This is a genomic window from Oleispirillum naphthae (assembly GCA_027864655.1).
Classification (GTDB): domain Bacteria; phylum Pseudomonadota; class Alphaproteobacteria; order Rhodospirillales; family Rhodospirillaceae; genus Oleispirillum; species Oleispirillum naphthae.
Map to the genome: position 1 here is coordinate 48000 of JAQAZG010000004.1, position 23630 is coordinate 71629.

The window sequence follows — 23630 nt, forward strand, 5'->3', positions numbered from 1 at the left end:
GGTTTCAAGTGATCGGAATTGTCTGGTCCGGGCCGTCGCGGAACCCCAGGGCCGGGCCCAGGACACGCAGCAACAGACGGTTCATTTTCGCCGTGGCGGCCAGAGACGGCAAAAGGGTCCGGTCATCGAGAATATCGGGAATGGCCAGGGAGGTAATACGGCTGACCATGGGCGCTTCCATCCGCATGTCCGGCGTGGCCAGGGTTCCCTCGATCGCAGCGTTGTTTTCGTCTATGCGGATCCAGTCGGACCCTGCTCTGATCGTGCAGGACGGGGCGGCGGTTCCGGCGGAGAAGTCGATGTGGACGCGAGAGCCGGAGGCCTCGGTTCCGGAAAGGGCGCCCGAGCACTCGATCAGGCCCTGCCCGCGTTTGCTCGGGTAGACGGCGCCGATTTTCTCCACATCCAGGCTGTGCAGCGGCGACCCGCCGAGGAACTCGAAAAGATCCAGCCAATGCGGAAGGTTGGTGGTCAGCCCGATGTCTCCGGCCGAGACCTCCATCGAGAACGTCCGCCCCCGCAGGGCCTCGCGCACCTCCGCCCAAGGCCGTGCATAGCGGTAAACATAGTTTGGAAAGACCGCCAGATTCTTGGTTTCGGCAAGGCCGAGGGCCACGCCCCACTGCGCTTCCGATTGGAACAGCAGTTTCTCGGCGAGGAAACGGCGGATGCCGAGGGCGGCGGCTTGCCGCAAAAGATCGAGCCGTGCCGTGGCGTTGGTCGAAAGGATGGCCGCGGAGAAATCGCCGGATGCGGGAAGTTCCTCCAGGAGGACCAGGTTTTTGTCCGTATGCCCGGGCACGTCGCGCCACCGTTCCGCCGTGCGTTGGCGCGATTCCGGTGAAGGGTCCACCACGGTGACGCAGCGAACCCGGGGAATGGCGGCCAAGCCTTGGACGTGGCGGCTGCCGATTTGGCCGGCTCCGACGACGAGGATGTTCATATGGAGGCTCCCTCGGATTGATCGGTGGATGGGTGCGGGGGTGTGTCCCAACCGAATACGGGCAGTCGGCGAGTCAGCAATGAGCGTGGATTGTAGCAGAGGAGTTCTATCCCCCGAGAGCGCCCCCAAACGGCCCAAGCCCCCAGTTGTTCGACAATGAAATCGCCGCTGGAGAAGGGGTTGGTGTGGTCCACGCCCTTCTTTTCCACGGCGCGGGTCTGGTCCGGCGGCATGTAGAAATAGCGGTGGTCGTAGAGGTCGATGCCGACGAACACGATACGTTTCCATCCCAGCATCAGGGCGATGTTGGTGGCACTGACCACCGAGCCGCCGCCGTGCACCACGCCGTCGGCGAAGCGCTCGCTGGGCGGGGCCATCTTGCCGCGCGCGGTGCGGCGATAGCGGAACACCGGCGCGTCGGCGCGCAGTTTCCTCTTGCCGATCAGGAGGTTGCACATCCAGGCTTCCCAGCCTTCCTGGACCAGGAACTTGGCGCCGGCGTAGCGGGGGTTGGCGTTGATCGCCGCGGCGTACTCGTCCAGCACGTCGATCTCGCCCGACATGTGGAAGTCCGCCCGCACGAAGGTCTGGCGCGGGAAGTCGCGGAAGCTGAACACGTCGTGCTCGCCGATGCGCGCCCATTCCTCGGGCGTGATGCTGCGGAGCGACGCCCCGGTGCCGCAGATGAACACGGTGTCGGAACGCCGCGCCGCCCGCAGCTCCGCTTCGCTCAGGCGGTGGTAGGCGTGGCGGCTCAGCCGGTCGAGGCTCCAGGAGCGGAAGAAGCGGGGAAAGCCGACGGTCAGCCAGTACAGGCGGATTCCCCGGCGGATCAGGGGCGCGAGGAAGCTGCCGCGGAGGCGTTGCTTGAGAGTCATTCCGTCAGGTCCACGAACGCACTGTTGCGGCGGGCCGAGTCCCGGGCGGCGTGGATGACGCGCACCACCCGGTAGCCTTCTTCGCCGGTGATCTGGGGTGTGGCGTCTTGCGCGACGCACGCGAAGAAATGGCGCATCTCGTCGAGGTACATCCGGTTGCGGTCGGCCGGTTCCCCCTGGAAGAGGGTTTCCGTCTCCGTGCCTGTGCGGTGGAGCGTCACGCGGTCGGTGAAGTAGTTCCACTCCAGGGTCGCGCCGCCGCCGATTACGCGGACGGTGCGGTGCGGCGCGCGCTGCAGGAAATCCATGTGGACGGTTCCCTGCGCGCCGTCGGCATAGTCGAGAAGCAGGTCGGCGGTGTCTTCGACGTCGATGTCCAGGCCGCCGATGTCGGCGAGGCGGGCCGATACCCGGCGCGCCGGACCGCCGAGCCAGAGCGCGAGGTCGAGTTCATGGCTGAGTTCGAGGAGTGCGCCGCCGCCCAGGTCGGCGCGGGCGGAGACGCCGCGCCGGTAGTCGGTTCCCGGCCGCCAGTGCGGCAGGTACTGGCCGACCGTGGCCTCGATGCGCAAGGGACGTCCGGCCGCGCCCCGTTTCACCGCGTCGGCGAGGGCACGGACGGAGGGCAGGAAGCGCAGGTTGTAGCCGACGAGCACGGCCAGATTCCGCGCCGCGGCGGCGCGCAGCAGCTCGGCGATGCCGTCGGGCGTCGTGGACAAGGGTTTTTCGAGGAACAGGTGGCAATCCGCTTCGGCCAGGCGCTGCGCCAGGGCAACGCGGAACGGCGCGGGGTTGGCCAGGATGGCGGCCTGGGGGCGTTCCGCCAGGGCGGCCTCCACGTCGGCGGCGGCTTCCACGCCCTCCGGCAGCGGCGGTGAGTCGCTGTCCGGGCGGCGCAGCACCAGGATGCGGCTATCCGGGCGGAGTGTCCGCAGGTTGGCGATGTGGCGGCGGGCGATGCTGCCCGACCCGACCACCAGGATCGGGGATGCGGGTGCGTGCGTCATTGCGTTCCGAACTCGTTCTGGGCGCGTTCGTAGTCGGCGCGGCGACCGATATCCAGCCAGTAGCCGTCGATGCGGTGGCACCGGACCATGCGGTCGCGGCGGATCAGCTCATCCAGGAGCTGCGGCATGTCGTAATAGGTGCCATCCGGCACCAGGCCGATGGCCGAGGGTTCGAGGACGTAGACGCCCGCGTTGACCAGGACCTGCTGGCTGGGTTTTTCCTCGATGCGGAGGACCCGGCCTTCGGTCTCGGTGACCACGCCGAATGGAATGGCGTGCTCCTGCTCGCGCACCGCCATGGTGGCCTCCGCCTGCGCGGCGCAATGGGCGTCGAGCAGCGCGGCGTAGTCCAGGCTGGTGAGCAGGTCGGCGTTGCTGACCAGCACCGGATGCGCCAGGTCCTTCGGCATCAGGCTGAGCGCCCCGGCGGTGCCGAGGCGTTTTTCCTCCCGCAGATAGCGGATGCGCGCGCCGAGCGCCGCGCCGTCGCCGAAGTGATCGACGATGACCTCGGCGCGGTAGTTCACCGCCAGCCAGATGTCGCGGAATCCCTGGGCGACGAAGCGTTCGATGATGGTTTCCAGGATCGGACGCCCGCCCACCGGCAGCATCGGCTTCGGCCGGTCGCGGGTGAGCTCGTTGAGGCGGGACCCCAGGCCTCCCGCCATGATCACCACCGGGCTTTCGCGTTCCGGACTTTGCAGGAAGTCATCGACGGAGCGCAAGCCGACGACGCGCGACGCCGTATCGATGATCGGCAGGCGGTGCATCCCGTGCACCCGCATCATCGCCAGGATGTCCTCCGGCCGGTCGCCGTCGTGCGCCACCTTGGGCCGGCGATTCATCCAGGGCGCGACGGGATCGTCCAGGGTGGCGTCGCCCAGCAGGGCGCGGCGGATGTCGCCGTCCGACAGGGTGCCGAGAAGCCGCCGTTCCGCATCCACCACCAGGGCCAGTTGCGACCGCGCCGCGTTGATCGCCGCCAGGGCCTGGCGGATCGTCGCCTCGGGCGGCACCAGCATGTCAGTCCAGTTCGGCATTCTTCATCCCATCGTCCGCGCCGGAACCCCGGCGACCCGCGCCTGCGGCGGCACGTCGCGGATCACCACCGCGCCCGCCGCCACCATCGCCCCCGCGCCGACGCACAGGCATTGTATCACGCAGGCGGCGGCGCCCACATGCGCGTCGTCCTCCACCGTCACCCCGCCGCACAGCACCGCGCCCGGCGCGACCTGGGCGTGCGCGCCGATGCGGCAATCGTGGTCGATTACCGCGCCGGTGTTGACCAGCGCGTTGACGCCCACCTGCACCCCGGTTTGCAGTGTGGCCCCCGCCATCACCTGGCAGCCCGGATCGAAGGTGACGTTGCCCGCCGTATGGGCGCACGGGTGGACGAGGGCGGGAAAGAGGTGCCCCGCGGCGGCGAAACGTTCGAACACAGCGCGGCGGATTTCCGGTTTGCCCGCGCCGCCGACGCCGTTGGCCAGCAACACCGAGCCGGGCGCGGCGGATGCCAGATAGGCGTCGTCTCCGAGCACCGGCAGGCCATCGACCTCCGCGCCGCGCAGCGTGGGGGCGGGGTCGAGGAAGCCTGCCACGGCGAAACCTGCGGCGCGGGCCAAGTCGGCGACGACGCGGCCGTGGCCTCCGGCTCCGATGACGATCAGGGGTGCGCTCATGGGTCGATCGCCTCCCCCTCCGCGTAGGCGCGGGCGGCGGGGCGGCCGCAAAGCGCCCAGAAGTCCATCGGCGAAATGCCGGTGCCGGGGCGTTTGCAGGCTAGGGTCTCGGCGGAAAGGGTCTCGCCCGCGGCGATCGGCCGCGCCGCCACCAGGCTTTTGCGCACCACCGCGCGGTTGCCGATCTCCGCCGCCACCGGGCGCTTGACGCCGTCGCCCAGCGCCGCCTCGACCTCGCGGATGGCGCGCACCATTGCCGCCAGTTCCTCCGGCTCCAGCGAGGCCTTGTGGTCGGGGCCGGGGAGCGAGCGGTCGAGGGTGAAGTGCTTTTCGATCAGCACCGCGCCGCGCGCCGCCGCGGCGACCGGGATGTGGATGCCCTGGGTGTGGTCGGAATAGCCGACCGCCAGGCCGAAGGCGGCGGCCATGGTGTCCATGGCGCGCAGGTTCACGTCGGCGGCGGCGGCGGGATATTCGGTGGTGCAGTGCAGCAGGGTGACGCGCGCGCGCAGCGCCGCCTGCCCGGCCTGCGAGAGGAAGGCGGCCTCGAACGCGGCGTGCGAGGGAGCGGTGTCCGGCGTGGCGGACAGGCCGAAGGCGAGCACGGCGAGCGCCGCCTCCACCTCGCCGAGCGAACTCATTCCGGTGGAGAGAACGATCCTTTGCGCGGCGCGCGCGATGCGCAGCAGGAACGGACCGTTGGTGATTTCGCCGGAGGGGATCTTGATCGTTTCCATCCCCATCTCGCCGGTGAGGAAGTCCAGGCTCGCACTGTCGAACGGTGTGGAGAGAAAAGCGACTTCCCGCTTCGCCGCGTGGTCGCGCAGGGCGAAGTGTGCGGCGGGCGCAAGCTCCAGCCGCCTCAGCATGTCGAGCTGGCTTTCGGCGGCACCGGTGGCGCGTTCCTGATAGGCGGCCTTGGGCGCGTCACGGCCCGCCAGATCGGCGGCGCGGAAGGTCTGGAACTTCACCGCATCGGCGCCTGCGTCGGCGGCGGCGTCGATCAGCCGGTGCGCCATCTCGATGTCGCCGTTGTGGTTGACCCCGGCCTCGGCGATGACGAACACGCTCATGGCAGGATTTCCTTGATCAACATGAAGGCTTCCGCCGCCTCCGTGCCGCATTCGGTGCCGCGCAGGGTCGCCTGCGCGCGGATGGCGCGTTCCGAACGGGGGAAGGGATGCGTGCCGGTTTCGCCTTCGTAGAGGCCCATGATTTCCACCTTGCGGTCCAGCCAGGGTCCGATCGGCGCATAGGTGGTGGGGCGGAAGGCAAGCGTCAGCGGGTCGAGGCCGAAGTTGGTTTCCGACAGGGTTTCGTAGGCCAGCACCCGCTTGACCGAGGGATGGCGGAAGCACTTGGTTGCGCCGATCCCCGCCTGGAAAACCGCGCGGTGGTCGGAGTGCGCGTCGCCCGGATGGGGCAGGTAGACGGTCTCGGCGCGCAGGCGGTCCACCGCTCCGGCGATGCGGGCGACCAGATCGCCCATCGGCACACGGTCGAGGGCGGTGGTCTCGAACCCCAGTTCGACGGTCGAGGCGAAGCCGAACGCCTCCGCCACCGCCGCGATTTCCCGTTCGCGCCCGGCGATGCGCGCGGCGTCGCCGAAGCGGGGGGTGAGCGCGGTGACGATCAGCCAGTGGATATCGTCGCCGCGGGCACGGTGCCGCAACAGGGCGCCGCCGCAACCCAGGGTTTCGTCATCGGGGTGGGGCGCGATGGCCAGAACGATGCTCATAGATAGTCTCCCGGCCGCAAACCCGGCCCGAATTCGTGGCGTTCCAGGATGAGGGTTCCCTCGCCGCATTGCACGCGAATATCGTTGCCCGCCACCCCGAGCACGCATCCCGGCTCGACGTCGGCAGGGCCGCCGGGGCCGAGGCGGGTTTTCCACACCTTGACCTCCGCGCCGCGGAACAGGGCGTGTGCCCCCGGATAGGGCGGCGCCAGGGCGCGCACCAGGTTGTGGATGCCCGATGCGGGCATCCGCCAGTCGATCTGGCCGTCCGCCCTGCCGCGTTTGCGCCAGTTGCTGGCGCGGGAGGCATCCTGCGGCACCGCGGCGGCGGTTCCGGCGCACAGGCCGAGGGCGAGTTGCCGCACCTGCGCGCGTGCCGTGGCGATCATCTTGCCGTAGAGGATTCCGGCGTCGTCGTCGTCCGCGATCGGGATGCGTTCCTGCGACAGGATGGGGCCGGAATCCGCGCCCGCATCCATCAGGAAGAAGGTCGAGCCGGTTTCCGTGAGGCCAAGGACCAGCGCCCAGATCAGGGGGTGCCGCCCGCGGTTGCGCGGCAGCAGGGCGGGGTGATAGCCGACCACGCCCCGCGGCGCGGCGGCCAGCACCGCCGGATTCAGCAGGTACGACCACCCCAGGCAGAAGCAGATATCGGCGCCGCGGTCGCGTATCCAGGCGGCCATTTCGTCCTGGCCGGAGCCTTCCGCGTGGAACACCGGGATGCCGTTGGCGCGCGCGAGAGGGGACAGGTCGGTGAAGTCGGCGTTGACGGTGGAGGCCTGCCGCGTCACCACGCCGCAAATCTCCAGGCCGGGTACGGTCAGCAGTTCCTCCAACATGGCGAGGCTGGAGTGCACGCAGCCGATGAAGACGGCGCGCAGGGAGGTCATGACGGCATATCCTGGAAGCGCTTCATCAGCAGTCCTTCCAGTGGGTGGGTGGCGATGGTCTCGAGCATCCGTTCCGAGGCGTGGCCGTCGCCGAAGGGGCTCTGCATGTCCACCAGTCCGGCGCGGAAATCCGCGGACAGGGCGTGGCGGATCGCCGAGGCGATCGTGGCGGCGTCCTCGCCTGCGTCGATCACCGAGGCGGCGCGCAGGCGGCCACGCTGGCGGTCGCCGATGTTCACCGTGGGGATACGGAACGAAGGCGCCTCCAGGATGCCGCTCGACGAGTTGCCGATCACCGCGTCGGCATGGGCGAGCGCGCCGAGATAGCGCTTCTGCCCCAGCGATACCGCGGCATGCACCCGCCCCGGGCACGCCGCGGCGAAGGCCGAGATCGCCTCGCGGATGGGGGCGTTGTCGGGGTCGGCGTTGACCCCGGTGAAGAGGATGCGGTGCCCGGGGAATTCCGCCAGCGCCGCCAGCAGGGGGGCGATGCCGCCGCCCGCCGCGTCCAGGGTGACCGGGTGGTAGGTGACGAGGAAATAGGGCGCGGCGAGGTCGAAGCCGAGGGACTCCGAGAGTTCGGCGCGGGAGAGGCGCGGCGTCAGGCGGATCGCGTCCAGGCCCGGCGCGCCCACCGTCCATACCCGCTCCGGCGCTTCGCCGAGCTGGATCACCCGCTGCCGGTAGGGCTCGGCGGCGGTGAAGTGCAGGTGCGACATCTTGGTCAGGGAATGGCGGATCGCCTCGTCGATCAGACCCTCGGTGAGTTCGCCGCCGTGGATGTGGGCGATCGGGATGCGCAAAATCATCGCCGCCTGCGCCGCCGCCAGGATCTCGAAGCGGTCGCCCAGGACCACCAGCAGGTCGGGACGCAAGCGGTCGAGCGCGTCGGCGAAGCCGATCACCCCGAGGCCGAGGGACTTCGCCACGCCCGCCGGCGTGTCGGAGGCGAGCAGCATGTCCACCCGCGCGTCGGGGGTGAAGCCGTCGGCCTCGATCTGCCGCACCGTCAGGCCGAATTCCGGCGACAGGTGCATGCCGGTCACCGCCAGTTGCAGGGTCAGGCGCGTGTCGGCGGCGATGCCCTTGAGCAAGGGCAGGAGCAGGCCGTATTCGGCGCGCGATCCGGTGACCACGCAGACGGTGCGCGTCATATCAGGACCCTCCCCCGAGTTTGGCGCTGCTCGGGATGTTGATCAGCCCGGCCTCCAGCCGCTCCGCCACCGGCAGCGGCCCGTGCGGGCAGGATTCGTACATCGGCAAATGGTGCATCAGCCGCCACAGCGGGCGGCACTGGTATCCGGCATCGGCGGCGGCTTGCAGGCAGGCGTCGCGCGCCGCACGGTCGGGCTCGGTGAGCACCACCGCGTTCAGCCAGTAGTTCCCCTCGCAGCCTTCCGGCTCGCGCACCGCGCGGAAGCCCGGTTTGCCGTCGAAGGCCGCGTGGTATGCCGCGGCGAGGCGGCGCTTGCGCGCCAGCATCTCGGGCAGGCGCTCCATCTGGGCGCAGCCGAGCGCGGCATTGAGATTGGGCATGCGGTAGTTGTAGCCGACCTCATCGTGGAGGAACTCCCACTGGTGTTTCACCCGTGCGGTGGTGGTGAGGTGCTTCAGCCGCTTGCCCATCTCCGCATCGTCGGTGAGGATCGCGCCGCCGCCGCCGGTGGTGATCGTCTTGTTGCCGTTGAAGCTCAAGGTGCCGACCAGGCCGAAGGTGCCGGTGTGCTTGCCGCCGATGCGGGAGCCGAGGGATTCCGCCGCGTCCTCCACCACCGGCAGGCCATAACGCCCGCAGACGTCCAGCAGGGCGGCCATGTCCACCGGGTGGCCGAACACGTGCATCGGCACCACCGCCGCGAGACGGCGTCCGGTCTGCCGGTTGCGCCAGCCGTCCGCGACCGGCTCGGCGATTTCGTCCAGGCGCGCCGCCAGGGCCTGCGGGTCGAGGCCGAGGTTGTCCGCGGCGCTGTCGGCGAAGTGGGGGATCGCGCCGCAATAGGCCACCGCGTTGGCGGTGGCGATGAAGGTCAGCGTCGGCAGCAGCACCTCGTCGTCGCGGCCGACCCCGGCGCACAGCAGCGCGGCGTGCAAGGCGGCGGTGCCGTTGACCGCCGAGACTGCATGGCGCGCGCCGGTGTAGGCCGCGAGGCGGTCCTCGAATTCGTCAACGTAGCGCCCGACCGAGGAGACCCAGCCGGTGTCCAGGCAGTCCTTGACCAGCTCCCACTCGCGCCCGGCGAATTCCGGTTCGTGCAGGGCGACCGGCTTTGCAGCGCCGCCGAGCACGGCGTTCAGGCCGGAGAGGAAGTCGTCGCAGAGGGACGTGGACATTACGGTCGTCCTAGATGTTGTAGCGCCCGGCCTTGTAACCGGCCAGGTTCGCCGGTTCGGTGAACCAACGGATGGTTTCCGCCAGGCCGCGGCGCAGGCCCTCCGGCCCGCCGTAGGCGGGAGTCCAGCCGAACAGCCCGTGCGCCTTGGCGTTGGCGGCGCACAGGCGCTCCACCTCGCTCTTCTCCGGGCGCAGGCGGGCGGCGTCGGTCTCGATCTCCACCTCCACGCCCATGATCCCGGCGATCAGGGCGACGGTGTCGCCGATCGAGATGTCGTAGCCGGAGCCGAAGTTCACCACCTCGCCCAGGCCCGCCTCGCCGGTCATCGCGGCGATGAAGCCCTCCACCGTGTCGGCGACGTAGTTGAAGTCTCGCGTCGGGTGCGTCGCGCCGAGCTTGAGCGTGCGCGCGCCCGAGGCGATCTGGGTGATCACCGTGGGGATCACCGCGCGCGCCGACTGGCGCGGGCCGTAGGTGTTGAAGGGACGCGCGATCACCACCGGCAGGTCGAAGGAGGCGTAGAAGGAATAGGCCAGTTGGTCGGCGGCGATTTTCGACGCCGAATAGGGCGACTGGCCGCACAGCGGGTGTTCCTCGGTGATCGGCACGAAGCGCGCGGTGCCGTAGACCTCGCTGGTGGAGGTGTGGACCACCCGCCGCACGCCCAGCGCGCGCGCCGCCTGTAGCACGTTGAGGGTGCCCTTGACGTTGGTGTCGATGTAGGTGTCGGGCGAATGGTAGGAGTAGGGAATGGCGATCAGCGAGGCGAGGTGCAGCACCGCGTCGCAGCCCTCCATCGCGGTACGCACGCCGTTGGGGTCGCGGATGTCGCCCGCGAAAACGTCGAGGCCGTCGCGGATATCCTGCGGCGCGCGGTCGAGCCAACCCCAGGAGCTGAAGGAGTTGTAGAGCACGAAGGCGCGGACGTCGTAACCCCGCCGCACCAGGGTTTCCGTCAGATGGGAGCCGATGAATCCGTCGGCCCCCGTAACCAGCACGCGTGTCACGATGTTCGCCCCTGAGCTGTTCGCCGCGCCGCGCCGGAAAACCGCGCCGGTGGCTGCTCCGACGTACTATATTTTGCGTCCTCGAAATGGCAAGCCTTGTCGCATCCGTCTTATCCGCACAACGATCTTCACCGGGGCGGGGCGCTGGGCTATCGTACGGCCCTCGGGTCCGCCGCCGAGCGAAGGGGTGGGCCGTCATGCATGGGAAAGACCTGGGGAATGCGCAAGCTTTCGGAACTGCTGGACTTGTCCGGCCGCGTCGCGCTGGTGACCGGCGGCGCGGGGCACATCGGACTGGCGATCTGCGAGGCGCTGGCGGAGCAGGGATGCGCGTTGGCGGTGCTCGACCGCGCGGTCCCCGAGACGCTGTGCGCCGATCTTGCCGGTCGCTTCGGCGCGCGGGCGGAAGCCGTGGTCGTCGATCTGGCGGACGAAGCGGCGGCGCGGGGCGCGGTCGCCGATGTGGTGGAACGGTTCGGCCGTCTCGACATTCTGGTCAACAACGCCGCCTTCGTCGGCACCAGCGCGTTGCAGGGCTGGGCGACGCCGTTCGCCGAGCAGTCCGCCGAAACCTGGCGCAGCGCGCTCGAAGTCAACCTCACCGCCGCCTTCGTCCTCTGCCAGGCGGCCGCCCCGGCGCTTTCCGCCTCCGGCCACGGCAGCATCGTCAACCTCGGCTCGATCTATGGCGTCGTCGGCCCCGACTGGCGCCTCTACGAGGGCACCGCGATGGGCAACCCCGCCGCCTATGCGGCGAGCAAGGGTGGCCTCATCCAGTTCACCCGCTGGCTTTCCACCACTCTTGCCCCCGCGGTGCGGGTCAACGCGGTGTCGCCGGGCGGCGTGGCGCGCGGCCAGGCGGTGGAGTTCCTCGCCCGTTACGAGGCGCGTGCTCCCCTCGGCCGCATGGCGGTGGAGGAGGACTTCAAGGGCGTCGTCGCCCTGCTGGCGAGCGACGCGGCGGCCTATATCACCGGCCAGAACATCCTGGTGGATGGGGGATGGTCGGTTTGGTAGGGTCCGCCGCGCCGAAAATCCATATCCTGTTTCCCTTCCGCGACGGTCCCTGGGGCGGCGGCAACCAACTGCTGTGCGCCCTGCGCGAGAGCTTCCGCGCGCGCGGGCAGTGGGCGGATGCGCCTGGCGATGCCGATGCGGTGCTGTTCGACAGCTTCAACGCCGCGGAGGCGGTGATCGCCTGGAAACGCCGCCTGCCGCAGGTGCCTTTCGTCCATCGCATCAACGGCCCGGTGCATCTGTACCGCGGCGAGGACAGCGGCATCGACGGCGTGGTGATGCGGCTGGCGGAACGAGCTGCCGACGGCGTGATCTTCCAGAGCGACTACACCCGCAAGGGTTTCCTCCGCATGGGGCTGCGCGAACCGCCGCTCTCCACGGTGATTCTCAATGCGCCGGACCAACGAATTTTTCATGCCGAGGGGCGGGAGCCCTCCGCCGACGGGCGGTTGCGGCTGGTCGCCGTCAGTTGGTCGGCGAATTGGAACAAGGGATTCGATGTCTACCGGCACTTCGACGAAACGCTGGACTTCTCCCGCTATGAGATGACCTTCATCGGCAACAGCCCGATTGTCTTCCGCAACATCCGCCATCTGCCGCCGCAGGACCCTGCCGGGGTCGCGGCGCTTCTGCGGCGGGCCGATATCTACGTCATGGCCAGCCGCAACGATTCCTGTTCCAATTCCCTGGCCGAGGCGATCTCCAGCGGCTTGGTGCCGGTGGCGCTGAACAGCGGCGGCAATCCGGAACTGGTGGGTGAAGGCGGCGTGTTGTTCGAGAGCGCGGCCGACGCACTGGCGGCGGTCGAACGCGCCGCGGCGGATCTGGGCGGCTTCCGCGCCCGGCTGCCGCAGCGTTCGGTGGACGGCGTGGCGGCGGCCTATGCCGCCTTCATCGCCGCGGTGTACGCCGCGCCGGGGCCGCGCAAGCGGCTTTCCGCGGCGGCGGCGCTGGGGGTGAAGGCGCGCATCCTGGCCAGCCGGGCGCGCAGCAAATGGTTCGCGGTGAAAAGGGGGCTCAAGGGATGAGCGTTTCGGACAAGGCGGTGGTCCACGCCACCGCGATCGTCGATGCCGGTGCGGAAATCGGCGCGGGAACCCACGTCTGGCACTGGGTGCACATCTGCGGCGGGGCGCGTATCGGCAAGGACGGCTCGTTCGGGCAGAACGTCTTCGTCGGCAACCGGGTGGCCATCGGCGACCGGGTGAAGGTGCAGAACAACGTCTCGATCTACGACAACGTGACCATCGAGGACGACGTCTTCTGCGGCCCCAGCATGGTCTTCACCAATGTCTACAACCCGCGCGCCCACGTTTCGCGCAAGGACGAATACCGCGACACCCGGATCTGCCGCGGCGCGACGCTGGGGGCCAACTGCACCATCGTCTGCGGCGTCACCGTCGGGGCCTACGCCTTCATCGGCGCGGGCGCGGTGATCACCCGCGACGTGCCGCCGCACGCCCTGATGGTCGGGGTTCCCGCACGGCAGAAGGGCTGGGTCAGCCATGCCGGGGAGATTCTCGGCGAAACCCTGGTCTGTCCGCGCGAGGGCCGCCGCTACCGCGTCGCCGGAGACCGCCTGGAGGAAATTTCCGATGTCTGAGCCGTCATCGATCCCGTTCATCGACCTGCAGGCGCAGCGGGCGCATCTCGGCGGCCGCGTCGAGGCGGCGATCGCCCGCGTGCTCGACCACGGCCAGTTCATCATGGGGCCGGAGGTCGCGGCGTTCGAGAAGGAACTCGCCGCCTTTGCCGGGGCGCGCCACGCGGTGAGCTGCGCCAACGGCACCGAGGCGCTGGTGATGGCGCTGATGGCCTGGGGCATCGGCCCCGGCGACGCGGTGCTGGTGCCGTCGTTCAGCTTCATCGCCACCGCCGAATGCGCGGTTCTGGTGGGCGCGACGCCGGTGTTCGTCGATGTGCTGCCCGACACCTTCGACATCGATGCCGCAGGCCTCGACGGCGCGGTGGCGGCGGCGCAGGAGATGGGTCTGCATCCACGTGCGGTGATCCCGGTGGACCTCTTCGGCCTGCCCGCGGACCACGCGGCGGTGGCCGCGGCGGCGGCGCGGCACGGCCTGCTGGTGCTCGACGACGCGGCGCAGGGCTTCGGCGGCAGCCTCAACAACCGCCGCGTCGGCGCGTTCGGCCATGCCGCCGCCACCAGCTTCTTCCCGGCCAAGCCGCTCGGCTGCTATGGCGACGGCGGCGCGGTGCTGACCGACGACGACGATCTGGCGGAGCTGCTGAAGTCGATCCGCGTGCACGGCAAGGGCGCCGACAAGTACGACAACGTGCGCCCCGGCCTCAACGCCCGGCTGGACACCCTCCAGGCGGCGGTGCTGCTGGAGAAGCTCGCGGTCTTTCCCGAGGAACTGGAGGCGCGGCAGCGCGTCGCCGAGCGCTATACCGCCGCCCTGGCCGACTGCGCCGAAACCCCGGCCGGCCGCGCGGGCGCGCGCTCGGCCTGGGCGCAATACACCATCCTGGTGGACGACCGGGAAAAGGTGATGGCGGCGTGCAAGGCCGCAGGCGTGCCGACCCAGGTCTACTACCCGATCCCGATGCACGCCCAGACCGGCTATGCCCGCTATCCGCAGGCGCCGGGCGGCTGCCCGGTTTCGGAGAGCCTGGCGCGGCGGGTGCTGAGCCTGCCGATGCACCCCTATCTTGCCGCGGACGACCAGGACCGGGTGATCGCGGCGGTGCGCGGCGCGCTCTGAGGCGATTGCCGCAGGCTCATTCCGCGTGGCGGAGCTTGGTCTGCTTGGCCAGGCGCTCCACGTCGGCGGCGACCATTTCCTTGACCAGGTCGGCGAACGGCGTGGTGTGTTTCCAGCCGAGCACGGTGTGCGCCTTGGTCGGGTCGCCGAGCAGGAGGTCCACCTCGGTGGGGCGGAAATAGCGCGGGTCCACCCGCACCACCACCGCGCCGCTCTCGGCATCCGTGCCGGTTTCGTCCACCCCCTTGCCCTGCCAGACGATCTTCCGCCCGACCTCGGCGAAGGCGCGCTCGACGAATTCGCGCACCGAGTGGGTCTCGCCGGTGGCGAGCACGTAGTCGCCCGGGGTTTCCTGTTGCAGGATGCGCCACATCCCGTCCACGTAGTCGCGGGCATGGCCCCAGTCGCGCTTGGCGTCGAGGTTGCCGAGATAGAGGCAGTCCTGCAGCCCCTGCCGGATCGCGGCGACCGCCATGGTGATCTTGCGGGTGACGAAGGTCTCGCCGCGCAGGGGGCTTTCGTGGTTGAACAGGATGCCGTTGCTGGCGTGCATGCCGTAGGCCTCGCGGTAGTTCACCGTGATCCAGTAGGCATAGATCTTCGCCGCCGCATAGGGGCTGCGCGGATAGAACGGCGTGGTCTCGCGCTGCGGGATTTCCTGCGCCTTGCCGTAGAGCTCGGAGGTCGAGGCCTGGTAGAAGCGGGTCTTCTTCTCCAGGCCGAGGATGCGCACCGCCTCGAGCAGGCGCAGCGTGCCCAGCGCGTCGGAATTGGCGGTGTATTCGGCGGTCTCGAAGCTGACCTGGACGTGGCTTTGCGCCGCGAGGTTGTAGATCTCGTCGGGCTGAACCTCCTGCACCAGGCGGATCAGGTTGGTGGCGTCGGTCATGTCGCCGTAGTGCAGGCGGTATTTCACCCCGCCCGCGTGCGGGTCCTGGTAGAGGTGGTCGATGCGGCCGGTGTTGAACGACGAGGACCGGCGCTTCACGCCGTGGACCTCGTAGCCCTTGGCGAGCAGCAGTTCCGACAGATAGGCCCCGTCCTGGCCGGTGACTCCGGTGATCAGCGCACGCTTCATTTCGAGACTTTCGTTTCGGTTTCCAGGGCGAGGCCGCGAAGCCCCCGCCGATTTTGCAAAAACCAGTGGTAATAGCCGCGAAGTCCCTCGCCAAGAGGGATTTTCCTGCGCCAGCCGATTTCCCGCAGGCGGGAGGAATCGAGCAGCTTGCGCGGCATGCCGTCGGGGTGCGAGGTGTCGAAGTGCACTCGCCCGGCATAGCCCACCGCCTCGGCGATGAGGGCGGCGAACCCGGCGATGGAGACCTCCTCGCCGGAGCCGACGTTGACGATCTCCTCCCCCGAGTAGCGGCGCATCAAAAAGACGCAGGCGTCCGCCATGTCGTCCACGTGCATGAACTCCCGCAGCGGCCTGCCGGTGCCCCACACCGCCACCTCGGGGTCGTTCGCTTCCTTCGCCGCGTGGAAGCGGCTCAACAAGGCGGCGGGCACGTGGCTGTGCAGCGGGTGGAAGTTGTCGCCCGGGCCGTAGAGGTTGGTCGGCATCGCCGAGATATAGTCGCGGCCGAATTCGCGGCGCAGCGCCTGGGCGAGCTTGATCCCCGCGATCTTGGCCAGGGCGTACCACTCGTTGGTGGGTTCGAGCGGCCCGGTGAGCAGGGCGGATTCGGGGATCGGCTGCGGCGCCTCGCGCGGATAGATGCACGACGAGCCGAGGAACAGCAGGCGGCCGACATCGTTCGCGTGCGCCGCGCGGATGACGTTGGCGGCGATCATCAGGTTTTCGTAGAGGAACTCGGACGGCAGGGTGGAATTGGCGTGGATGCCGCCGACCCGCCCGGCGGTGAGGAAGATCGCGTCCGGGCGCTGCGCGGCGATCCAGGCCTCGGTTTCCGCCTGGCGGGTGAGGTCGAGGTCGCGGTGCGAGGCGGTGAGCACGGTGCAGGATTCTTGCGCCAGGCGGCGCACGATCGCGCCGCCCACCATGCCGGTGTGCCCGGCCACCCAGACGCGCTTTCCGGCAAGATCGTAGGAAAAGGTCATGGTTCCCCTCCGATCAGGTGCGAAATCTCGGCCAGATGGCGCGCCACCGCGGCGGCGTCCCCCCGGCTTTCGATGTTGAGGCGGAGCAGAGGCTCGGTGTTGGAGCGGCGCAGGTTGAACCGCCAGTCGGCGAACTCCAGGGATACCCCGTCGGTGTCGTCGCGGCGCGGCCCCTGCGGCAGGTAGCGGGCGAGGATGCGCTGCGTCGTCGCCGCCGCATCGGTTTGGAAATTCACCTCGCCGCTGCACGGGAAGGCGGCGATGCGTTCCCCCACCAGTTCGGCCAGGGTGCGGCCGCTGCGGCCGATCAGCCCGGCGACCAGGAGCCAGGGGATCATGCCGCTGTCGCAATAGGCGAAATCGCGGAAATAGTGGTGGCCGCTCATCTCGCCGCCGTAGACCGCGTCCTCGGCGCGCATCCGCTCCTTGATGAAGGCGTGGCCGGTCTTGCAGCGCACCGGAACGCCGCCCGCGCGCGTCACCTCGGCGATGGTGTTCCACTCCAGGCGCGGGTCGTGGACGATCTTCGCGCCGGGGTGCCTTTGCAGCAGCGCGCAGGCGAGCAGGCCGACGAGATAGTACCCCTCGATGAAGTTTCCGTCCGCGTCGTAGAGGAAGCAGCGGTCGGCATCGCCATCCCAGGCGACGCCGAGGTCGGCCCCGGCGGCGCGCACCGCCTGCGCCGTCGCTTCGCGCATCTCCGGCAAGAGCGGGTTGGGAATGCCGTCGGGGAAGTCGCCGTCGGGCTCGCAGCGCACCGGCACGATGCGGCAGGGCAGGCGCTGCGCCAGTTCGGCGACGATCGGCCCGGCGCAGCCGTTGCCCGCGTCGGCGACGATGGTGAGGCGGGAAAGCGCGTCTGCGTCCACATAGCCGAGCAGATGGTCGATGTAGGCGGAGCGGTCGGCGTCGCGCACCACCTGTCCCGGTTTTACCGCGGGCGGCGGCGCGGCGGCCTCGGTGCGGGCGCGGATCGCGGCGAGCCCGGAATCGCCGGAGATCGGCCGCGCGCCGCTGCGCACCAGCTTCATGCCGTTGTGGCCCTTGGGGTTGTGGCTGGCGGTGACCATGATGCCGCCGCCGACGCCGTCCTTTTCGCGATGCGCGGTCTGGAAATAGACCTCTTCCGTCGCGCAGAGGCCGATGTCCACCACGCCGGAGCCGCCCTCGGCCAGCCCGGCGATCAGCGCGGCGGCGAGCTCCGGGCTTTCCAGCCGGGCGTCGCGGCCGACCACGGTAGCGCCGGGGCGGATTTCCTCGGCGAAGGCGCGGCCGATGCGCCTTGCGATCGCCGCATCCAGGGTGGCGGGCACCTCGCCCCGGATGTCGTAGGCCTTGAAACAGGACAGCGTCATCACGCCCCGTCCCGGCCCGGGGTGTGCTGGGTGACGCGCCGTCCGTGGGAGAACCGCACCAGAAGCCGGAAAAGCGCCTGGAAGGCGGCATCGGGCAAGGCGCGGTGCAGCGCCAGCCAGGCGAAGAACGGGCTCAGCGGATAGGTGGAGGGCTGCCGCCGCCAGGTCCGCCACAGCGCCCACAGGGCGCCCCAGGTGTAGGCTTCCGGATTGCGGGCCTGCACCTCGGTCCACAGGCTGCCGTGCAGGTGGCGCGATTTGGACAGCAGCATGCCGCCGCTGGTGACGCGGTAGTGGAACAGCGGTTCGGGCGCCACCACGCCGAAGCGGCCGCGCGCGCCGAGGCGGATGTTGAACTCCCAATCCTCGTAGCCGCGGCGCATCGTCTCGTCGTAGCCGCCCACCGCCACCCATTCCGCCCGGCGGATGAGGACGCAGTAGGGCATCTGGTTGAGGAACAGCTGTTCGAAGAAGTTGTAGTGCTTCTTCAACACGCCGCGGGATTCCCCCTCCAGGCGGATGTGGGAGAAGGCGAAGGCCGCCTCCGGGTGGGCGGCCAGCGCCGCGGCCAGCTTTTCCAGGGCGTCCGGTTCCAGCCAGTCGTCGGCGTCGAGCGGCAGCACCAACTCGCCGGTGGCGGCGGCAAAGCCCGCGTTGCGCGCCGCGGGCAGGCCGCGGTTGGGCTGGCGCACCAGGCGGATGTCGGAAAGCGAGTCGAGCAGGGCCACGGTGGCGGGGTCGGTGGAGCCGTCGTCCACCACGATGATCTCGCGCGGCGGCAGGCTCTGGGCACGCAGCGAGTCCAGGGTTTGCGGCAGGGTGGCGCCGCTGTCGTAGCAGGGGATGACGATGCTGATCGATCGATCGGCGGTCACGGCTTTCCCTTTCCGCAACGGCAGTCGGCCCAGATTTCACCCCAGGGCGTGGCCACCTCGGCAATGCTCAGCCCGGCGGATTCCATTTCGGTGCGGAACTCGGCCAGGGTGTGCTCGATCTTGTGATCGTCGTCACCATAATAGTTTACACCCAATTCCTTGCGCAGCGCCATTTGCCATTCGCGGCTGAAGTGCGGCACGCGGATGAGGAACCTTTCCGCGCCGGTGGCGGCGGTCAGGGCGGAGAGGAAGCCGACGCGATCGACGATGTGTTCGAGGACGTTGGACAGTACCACCACGTTCCAGCCGCCCTCGGGCACCGTGCGCGTCGCGTCGCCCTCGACGAAGGAGAGGTTGGGCGGGTTGTCGGCGGCCATCGCCTGGGCGAGGCGCGGCTTGTTCATGTCGATGCCGAGCACGGTGCTGCCCGGGCGGGCGCGGGCGATGCTGCGCGCCACCGCGCCATAGCCGCAGCCGACGTCGAGCACGCGGTCGCCGTTGCCGATGCGGTCGATGAAGAAGTCGTGATAGCGGGTGAGGCGGTGCTTCGGATGCTCGCCCTTGCCGTAGGCCATGGCGCGCTCGGCGGTCACCAGTTCCAGCCGGTCGCGCACCGCCATCAGGCGGCGCAGCCCCTGCGCCGGGTCGGGGTGGCGGGAGTCGAGAACCAGAATTCCGGTGATCAAGCCGGTGCGCAGCCGTTCCGGCAGCAGGCGCCAGATCGTGGCCAGAAGATCGGCGAGGCGGAGCAGCAGGGCTTTCACGAACGGGCCTCCAGAAGCGTGCGGAAAACGCAGGCGTGGCGGTCGATCCACGGCGCGATGTCGAACTCTGCCACGGCGCGGGCGCGGGCGGCAACGCTCATCGCCCCCGCGGCGGCGGCGACCGCCAGCATGCCCTCGCCCACCGCCTCGGCGGCGGGGGTGTGGATGGCCTCCCAATCCTCGGGCAGGGGCAGGCCGACGCCCGCCTCCGGCCCCACCAGCTCGGGCACGCCGCCGCTCGCCGAATGGAGCACCGGCAGGCCGCAGGCCATCGCCTCGAGCACGGTGTTGGGGCAGGGGTCGAGGTATTTGGTCATCACGTAGGCGTCGGCGGCGCGGTAGACCTGCGGCGCGTCCTCCTGGGTGTAGGCCCCGGTGAAGGCCACCGCGCCGTCGAGGCCGAGGCGGCGGATCGCCGCCTCCGCCGTGGCGCGGGCGGCGTCGGCGACCCAGCCCGCGACGGTCAGGCGCGCGTCGAGCCCGGCGGCGCGCGCCGCCGCCAGCCCGGCGATCGTCGCCTCCAGGCGGTAGGCGATGTGGGCGTCGATCTTGCCGGACAGCAGGAAGGTGAACGGCCGCTCCGCCCGCTCCGTCGCCGGGGCGAAACGCCGGGTGTCGATGGCGTTGAACAGAACCTCCCCCGGGCCCTGCCGCTCGCCGAGGAAGCGGTCGGCGGCGCGGCGGCAGAAGGCGCTCTGCCAGAACACGTGGTCGGCGCGGTGGTAGGCGCGCGCCATCACCGCGTTCATCCCCTTCCAGTCGCCCGCGTACCAGCCGGGATAGAACACGCCGTTCTGGTTGAGCACGATGGGGATCCTGCGCAGGCGCAGCCAGTCGAGCGCCGCGGCGGGCAGGTAGGGAGCGTTGGACAGGGTGTAGACGAGGTTGTAGGTCCAGCGGCGCTCGGGGAAGTATTCCTTGAGGCGCTTCACCTTGACCAGAGGCCCGCCGACGTTGCCCGCGCGCGCGCCGCCGTAGAACACCCGCGGCTCCCCGCCGCCTCCGGAAAACGGCGTCGCGGCCAGGGTCTGCGCCAGCAGCGCGGCGCGCCAGCCGCTGCGCAGCGCGGTCTTGGCCAGGGAGTCTCGGCGGGCGTTCGTGCTCATCGTGCGATCAGCGGCTGATAGACCTTGCGCCAGTGGTCGCGGCCGACCACCGGCCAGTCGGCGGCCTTCACCGCCTCCCGCGCCGCGGCGCGCAGGGCCTGGGAGTCCGCTTCCGGCAGGGCGAGGATGGCGGCGGCGCGCGCGGCGACGCCCGCGGCATCCTCCGGCTCCACCAGGCCGCCGCTCAGCCCGTCGGTCACCAGGTCGGGGGCCATGCCGACGCGGGTGGAGACCACCGGCACGCCGCTCGACATGCTTTCCATCAGCCCCATCGGGCCGCCCTCCTCGCGCGAGGTGACGAAATAGAGGTCGAGCGCATGGTAGCACTCCGCCAGCTCGGTGTGGCCTTCCACATAGGTGTGGACGAAGGGAATGCCGCGCGCCGCGAGCTCGCGCTTGACGTAGCCGCGCGCCGGGCCGGTGAGGAAGGCGGTGACCGGAAAGTCGCGGGCGAGTTCCGCCACCGCCGCGACGAACACGTCCGGCCCCTTGATCGGCTTCGGCTCCATGCCGTCGCCCCAGCCCACGCCGTCCTTCTGGAACGAGCCGACGACGATGCGCTCCGGCGAAATGCCGAAGCGGGCGCGCGCCGCCGCCTTCCGCTCCGGCGAGGGCGGCACGAAGAGGCGCATGTCCACGCCGATCGGGATGCGCACCAGCTTCTCCCGCGGCACGCCCCAGCCGAGCAGGCGCTCCTCGACCAGGCCCGCGCCGGTGACGATCTTCGACAGGCGGGGCACGCTTTCGAGGAAGCGGTCGATGTGTTCGGAAATCTCCGGCCCGTCCTCGCGCTTGCCGTGGAAGAACGAGGTGACGTAGCGGTTGCCGCGCGGCATGTGCGGTCCCCAGGCCAGCCACATGTACTGCGAGCCGAAGTGCACCACGCGCTCGGCGATGCGCTGCGGCTCCACGGTGGTGGCGACGCTGCCGGGGGCGAGGGCGTTGGCCTCGTCGCGCACGTGCTCGCCGACCCAGCGGATCGCCCAGTCCGCCTTCTCGATGACGAACTGCACCGCCGCGCCCTCGCCATGGTACAGGCCGCAGGCGGCGGCGGCGCGCCAGGGCAGGCAGGCGGCGCGGAACTTCCAGGGGCGCAACAGGTCCTTCAGCATCAGAACAGCAATCCGTCGAGGGGAGACCCGTCCAGCCGGGCGCGCTCCGCCAGGGCCATGCGGCGCGCCACCTCGTGCATCCGGGTGCGGGCCGACCAGCCGAGCTTTGCCCGCGCCTTGGCGGCGGAACCGAAGCCGCAGCGGATTTCCGAGGGGCGCAGCAGCGAAGGGTCGCTTTCCACATGCGCCCGCCAGTCGAGGCCGAAGGCGGAAAACGCCGCCTCGGCGAAGGCGGAGAGCGGGTTGACCTCGCCGGTGGCGATGACGAAGTCCTCGGGCTCGGGCCGTTGCAGCATCGCCCACATCGCCTCCACGTATTCCGGCGCCCAGCCCCAGTCGCGCCGCACCGAGAGGTCGCCCAGGCTGACCGTGCCGCCGCCGTCGCGGGCGATGCGCGCCGCCGCCGCCGCGATCTTGCGGGTGACGAAGCGGCCGGGCCGCATCGGCGATTCATGGTTGAACAGAATGCCGGAACAGGCGAACAGGCCGTAGCTTTCGCGGTAGTTGGCGACCTCCCAGAAGGCGGTGGACTTGGCCACCGCATAGGGGCTGCGCGGGCGGAAGGGGGAGTCCTCCGCCGCCGGGTCCTCGCCGGTGTTGCCGAAACACTCCGACGACCCGGCGTTGTAGAAGCGGATCGGCGCGGCGAGGAAGCGCACCGCCTCCAGCACGTTGAGGGTGGCGGTGGCGATGCTTTCCAGGGTCTCCACCGGCTGCTGGAAGGACAGCCCCACCGAGCTCTGGCCCGAGAGGTTGTAGATCTCGTCCGGCTCGACCTTGGCGATGACCTGCAGCACGCTGCGGAAGTCGGTGAGCGCGGCGGAATGGGTGGCCACCCGGCCGCGCAGGCCGAGCGTCGAAAGGTTGGAGAAGGCGCTCGCCTCCGCATCGCGCGAGGTGCCGTGCACCACGTATCCCTTGCCGAGCAGAAGGCGCGACAGATAGCCGCCGTCCTGGCCGGAAATGCCGAAGATCAGCGCGGTTTTGGGGGATGCGGTCATGCGGGGATCCGGGACGGGAAAGGGGGAACGCCAAGGGCGGAAATTGTGGGTGAGGCGGGGGGTAAAGTCAACCGAGGGCGGTCAGCGCGCCGGTTCGGGCAGACAGGCGGCGAGGGCGGAAAGGTCGGAGAGCACCGGCCCCGGATCGGCGGACGCGGCGAGGCTGCCCTCCGCCACTCCGGCGAAGGCGCAGCCCACCTCCCGCGCCGCGGCGCGGTCGTCCGCGCCGTCGCCGATCATCAGCATCTCCGCGGGCGCGCAGCCGACGGCGGAGAGGATCGCCCGCAGGTTCGCCGCCTTGCGGCCGTGGCCGCCGCGCACCCCGTCGAAAGCGCCGGAGGGATAGCGCTTCGCCACCACGGCGCGCAGCGGCGCTTCCGGCGTCGCACTGTTGATCCAGATGGAAATCCCGAGGCTGCGCAGGTGCGCCAGAAGCGCGGAGGCTCCCGCCCGCTCCGGGCAGGCGAGAATGCGCGCCTCGCACCACGCGCCGTATTGCTCCGCCAGTTCCCCCGCATCGGCGCCGAAGCGCGCGGCGAAGGCGGCGAAGATGGCGAAGCGGTCGCCCGGCGGATCGGCGAGCAGCGCCTCCATCGCCGCCGCGCCGCCGGGGAAGACCCCGGCCACGGCGAAGAAACCTTCCCGCTTGATCGCGTTGGAATGCACCAGGGTGCCGTCGAAATCGAACACCGCGCAGCGGATCATGGGTCCACTCCGCCGAGGGCGCAGAGCTTCGCCCACGCATCGTCGGGGATCGGCATCACCGAAAGCCGCGACTGCCGCACCAGGGGCAGCTCCGCCAGCATCGGGTCGGCCTTCACGTCCGCCAGGGTCACCGGCTTTTCGAACGGGCGCACCGCCTTCACCCGCACCGCGACGAACCGCCCGCTCTCGTCGGTCGGGTCCGGCTCCGCCTCGCCCACCACGGCGACGATCCCGGCGATCCGCTTCTCGGTCACCGAGTGATAGAAAAACGCGGTGTCGCCGACGCGCATCGCCTTCAAATTGCGCGCCGCCTGGTGGTTGCGCACGCCGGTCCACGCCTCGCTCTCCACCTTCACCTGGTCGTCCCAGCCCCACTCGCCGGGCTCGGACTTGATCAGCCAGTGCGCCATGCCGTGCCTCCTTCTCGCAACCTGTG

25 protein-coding genes are annotated in these 23630 nt (G+C 70.1%); 4 read left to right on the forward strand and 21 right to left on the reverse strand.

What is annotated here, in order from left to right; genetic code table 11:
• Positions 1–4: 4 nt before the first annotated feature.
• The 11 genes from O7R11_RS05970 to O7R11_RS06020 are packed head-to-tail and all read right to left on the reverse strand — an operon-like array spanning position 5 to position 10475.
• The gene (locus O7R11_RS05970; protein ID WP_337996586.1) at positions 5–943 is read right to left on the reverse strand and encodes a Gfo/Idh/MocA family protein; all 939 of its coding nucleotides are present in this window, start codon (positions 941–943) and stop codon (positions 5–7) included.
• Positions 940–1821, reverse strand: coding sequence for a hypothetical protein (locus O7R11_RS05975; RefSeq protein WP_337996587.1), 882 nt, complete (start codon positions 1819–1821; stop codon positions 940–942). The genes O7R11_RS05970 and O7R11_RS05975 overlap by 4 nt, the downstream gene beginning before the upstream one ends.
• Positions 1818–2828, reverse strand: a complete 1011-nt coding sequence (locus tag O7R11_RS05980; protein ID WP_337996588.1) for a Gfo/Idh/MocA family protein — start codon at positions 2826–2828, stop codon at positions 1818–1820. The genes O7R11_RS05975 and O7R11_RS05980 overlap by 4 nt, the downstream gene beginning before the upstream one ends.
• Positions 2825–3868, reverse strand: coding sequence for a nucleotidyltransferase family protein (locus tag O7R11_RS05985; RefSeq protein WP_337996589.1), 1044 nt, complete (start codon positions 3866–3868; stop codon positions 2825–2827). Before O7R11_RS05985 ends, O7R11_RS05980 begins: the two co-directional genes overlap by 4 nt.
• Before the next feature lie 3 nt (positions 3869–3871).
• Positions 3872–4507 (reverse strand): acetyltransferase, encoded by a 636-nt coding sequence (locus O7R11_RS05990; RefSeq protein ID WP_337996590.1) that lies wholly within the window; start codon positions 4505–4507, stop codon positions 3872–3874.
• Positions 4504–5580, reverse strand: a complete 1077-nt coding sequence (gene neuB, locus O7R11_RS05995) for an N-acetylneuraminate synthase (RefSeq protein ID WP_337996591.1) — start codon at positions 5578–5580, stop codon at positions 4504–4506. Before neuB ends, O7R11_RS05990 begins: the two co-directional genes overlap by 4 nt.
• Positions 5577–6245: a PIG-L deacetylase family protein gene (locus O7R11_RS06000; protein WP_337996592.1), complete on the reverse strand. Its 669-nt coding sequence runs from the start codon at positions 6243–6245 to the stop codon at positions 5577–5579. The genes neuB and O7R11_RS06000 overlap by 4 nt, the downstream gene beginning before the upstream one ends.
• Positions 6242–7135 carry a methionyl-tRNA formyltransferase gene (locus tag O7R11_RS06005; protein ID WP_337996593.1) on the reverse strand — a complete coding sequence of 298 codons (894 nt, stop codon included), beginning with the start codon at positions 7133–7135 and terminating at the stop codon, positions 6242–6244. The genes O7R11_RS06000 and O7R11_RS06005 overlap by 4 nt, the downstream gene beginning before the upstream one ends.
• Complete coding sequence (gene neuC / locus O7R11_RS06010) at positions 7132–8289, reverse strand: UDP-N-acetylglucosamine 2-epimerase (RefSeq protein ID WP_337996594.1); 1158 nt, start codon at positions 8287–8289, stop codon at positions 7132–7134. Before neuC ends, O7R11_RS06005 begins: the two co-directional genes overlap by 4 nt.
• Position 8290: 1 nt before the next feature.
• Entirely contained in the window at positions 8291–9466 is a 1176-nt protein-coding gene (locus O7R11_RS06015) for a LegC family aminotransferase (protein ID WP_337996595.1), read from the reverse strand.
• 10 nt (positions 9467–9476) lie between these two features.
• Positions 9477–10475: an NAD-dependent 4,6-dehydratase LegB gene (locus tag O7R11_RS06020; RefSeq protein ID WP_337996596.1), complete on the reverse strand. Its 999-nt coding sequence runs from the start codon at positions 10473–10475 to the stop codon at positions 9477–9479.
• 219 nt (positions 10476–10694) lie between these two features.
• On the opposite strand from O7R11_RS06020, the gene O7R11_RS06025 reads away from it, so the two are divergent.
• The 4 genes from O7R11_RS06025 to O7R11_RS06040 are packed head-to-tail and all read left to right on the forward strand — an operon-like array spanning position 10695 to position 14215.
• Positions 10695–11492, forward strand: coding sequence for an SDR family oxidoreductase (locus O7R11_RS06025; protein WP_337996597.1), 798 nt, complete (start codon positions 10695–10697; stop codon positions 11490–11492).
• Positions 11477–12520: a glycosyltransferase gene (locus O7R11_RS06030; RefSeq protein WP_337996598.1), complete on the forward strand. Its 1044-nt coding sequence runs from the start codon at positions 11477–11479 to the stop codon at positions 12518–12520. Before O7R11_RS06025 ends, O7R11_RS06030 begins: the two co-directional genes overlap by 16 nt.
• Positions 12517–13095, forward strand: a complete 579-nt coding sequence (locus O7R11_RS06035) for an acyltransferase (RefSeq protein WP_337996599.1) — start codon at positions 12517–12519, stop codon at positions 13093–13095. The genes O7R11_RS06030 and O7R11_RS06035 overlap by 4 nt, the downstream gene beginning before the upstream one ends.
• Positions 13088–14215: a DegT/DnrJ/EryC1/StrS family aminotransferase gene (locus tag O7R11_RS06040; protein WP_337996600.1), complete on the forward strand. Its 1128-nt coding sequence runs from the start codon at positions 13088–13090 to the stop codon at positions 14213–14215. Before O7R11_RS06035 ends, O7R11_RS06040 begins: the two co-directional genes overlap by 8 nt.
• Before the next feature lie 16 nt (positions 14216–14231).
• On the opposite strand, the gene gmd is transcribed toward O7R11_RS06040, so the two are convergent.
• The 10 genes from gmd to O7R11_RS06090 all read right to left on the reverse strand — a co-directional run bounded on the left by gmd (position 14232) and on the right by O7R11_RS06090 (position 23604).
• Positions 14232–15293: a GDP-mannose 4,6-dehydratase gene (gmd, locus tag O7R11_RS06045; protein WP_337996601.1), complete on the reverse strand. Its 1062-nt coding sequence runs from the start codon at positions 15291–15293 to the stop codon at positions 14232–14234.
• Positions 15290–16276: a GDP-L-fucose synthase gene (gene fcl / locus O7R11_RS06050; protein ID WP_337996602.1), complete on the reverse strand. Its 987-nt coding sequence runs from the start codon at positions 16274–16276 to the stop codon at positions 15290–15292. The genes gmd and fcl overlap by 4 nt, the downstream gene beginning before the upstream one ends.
• On the reverse strand, positions 16273–17631 hold the full coding sequence (locus O7R11_RS06055) for a phosphohexomutase domain-containing protein (protein WP_337996603.1): 1359 nt from the start codon (positions 17629–17631) through the stop codon (positions 16273–16275). The genes fcl and O7R11_RS06055 overlap by 4 nt, the downstream gene beginning before the upstream one ends.
• Positions 17631–18506: a glycosyltransferase gene (locus O7R11_RS06060; RefSeq protein WP_337996604.1), complete on the reverse strand. Its 876-nt coding sequence runs from the start codon at positions 18504–18506 to the stop codon at positions 17631–17633. The genes O7R11_RS06055 and O7R11_RS06060 overlap by 1 nt, the downstream gene beginning before the upstream one ends.
• Positions 18503–19270, reverse strand: coding sequence for a class I SAM-dependent methyltransferase (locus O7R11_RS06065; RefSeq protein WP_337996605.1), 768 nt, complete (start codon positions 19268–19270; stop codon positions 18503–18505). The genes O7R11_RS06060 and O7R11_RS06065 overlap by 4 nt, the downstream gene beginning before the upstream one ends.
• Positions 19267–20376, reverse strand: coding sequence for a glycosyltransferase family 4 protein (locus O7R11_RS06070; protein ID WP_337996606.1), 1110 nt, complete (start codon positions 20374–20376; stop codon positions 19267–19269). The genes O7R11_RS06065 and O7R11_RS06070 overlap by 4 nt, the downstream gene beginning before the upstream one ends.
• On the reverse strand, positions 20373–21488 hold the full coding sequence (locus O7R11_RS06075) for a glycosyltransferase family 4 protein (RefSeq protein ID WP_337996607.1): 1116 nt from the start codon (positions 21486–21488) through the stop codon (positions 20373–20375). The genes O7R11_RS06070 and O7R11_RS06075 overlap by 4 nt, the downstream gene beginning before the upstream one ends.
• On the reverse strand, positions 21488–22489 hold the full coding sequence (locus tag O7R11_RS06080) for a GDP-mannose 4,6-dehydratase (RefSeq protein WP_337996608.1): 1002 nt from the start codon (positions 22487–22489) through the stop codon (positions 21488–21490). Before O7R11_RS06080 ends, O7R11_RS06075 begins: the two co-directional genes overlap by 1 nt.
• Before the next feature lie 81 nt (positions 22490–22570).
• Positions 22571–23194, reverse strand: a complete 624-nt coding sequence (locus O7R11_RS06085; RefSeq protein ID WP_337996609.1) for an HAD family hydrolase — start codon at positions 23192–23194, stop codon at positions 22571–22573.
• A complete protein-coding gene (locus tag O7R11_RS06090) occupies positions 23191–23604 on the reverse strand; it encodes an EVE domain-containing protein (RefSeq protein WP_337996610.1) in 414 nt (137 codons plus the stop codon). Before O7R11_RS06090 ends, O7R11_RS06085 begins: the two co-directional genes overlap by 4 nt.
• Positions 23605–23630 lie beyond the last annotated feature (26 nt).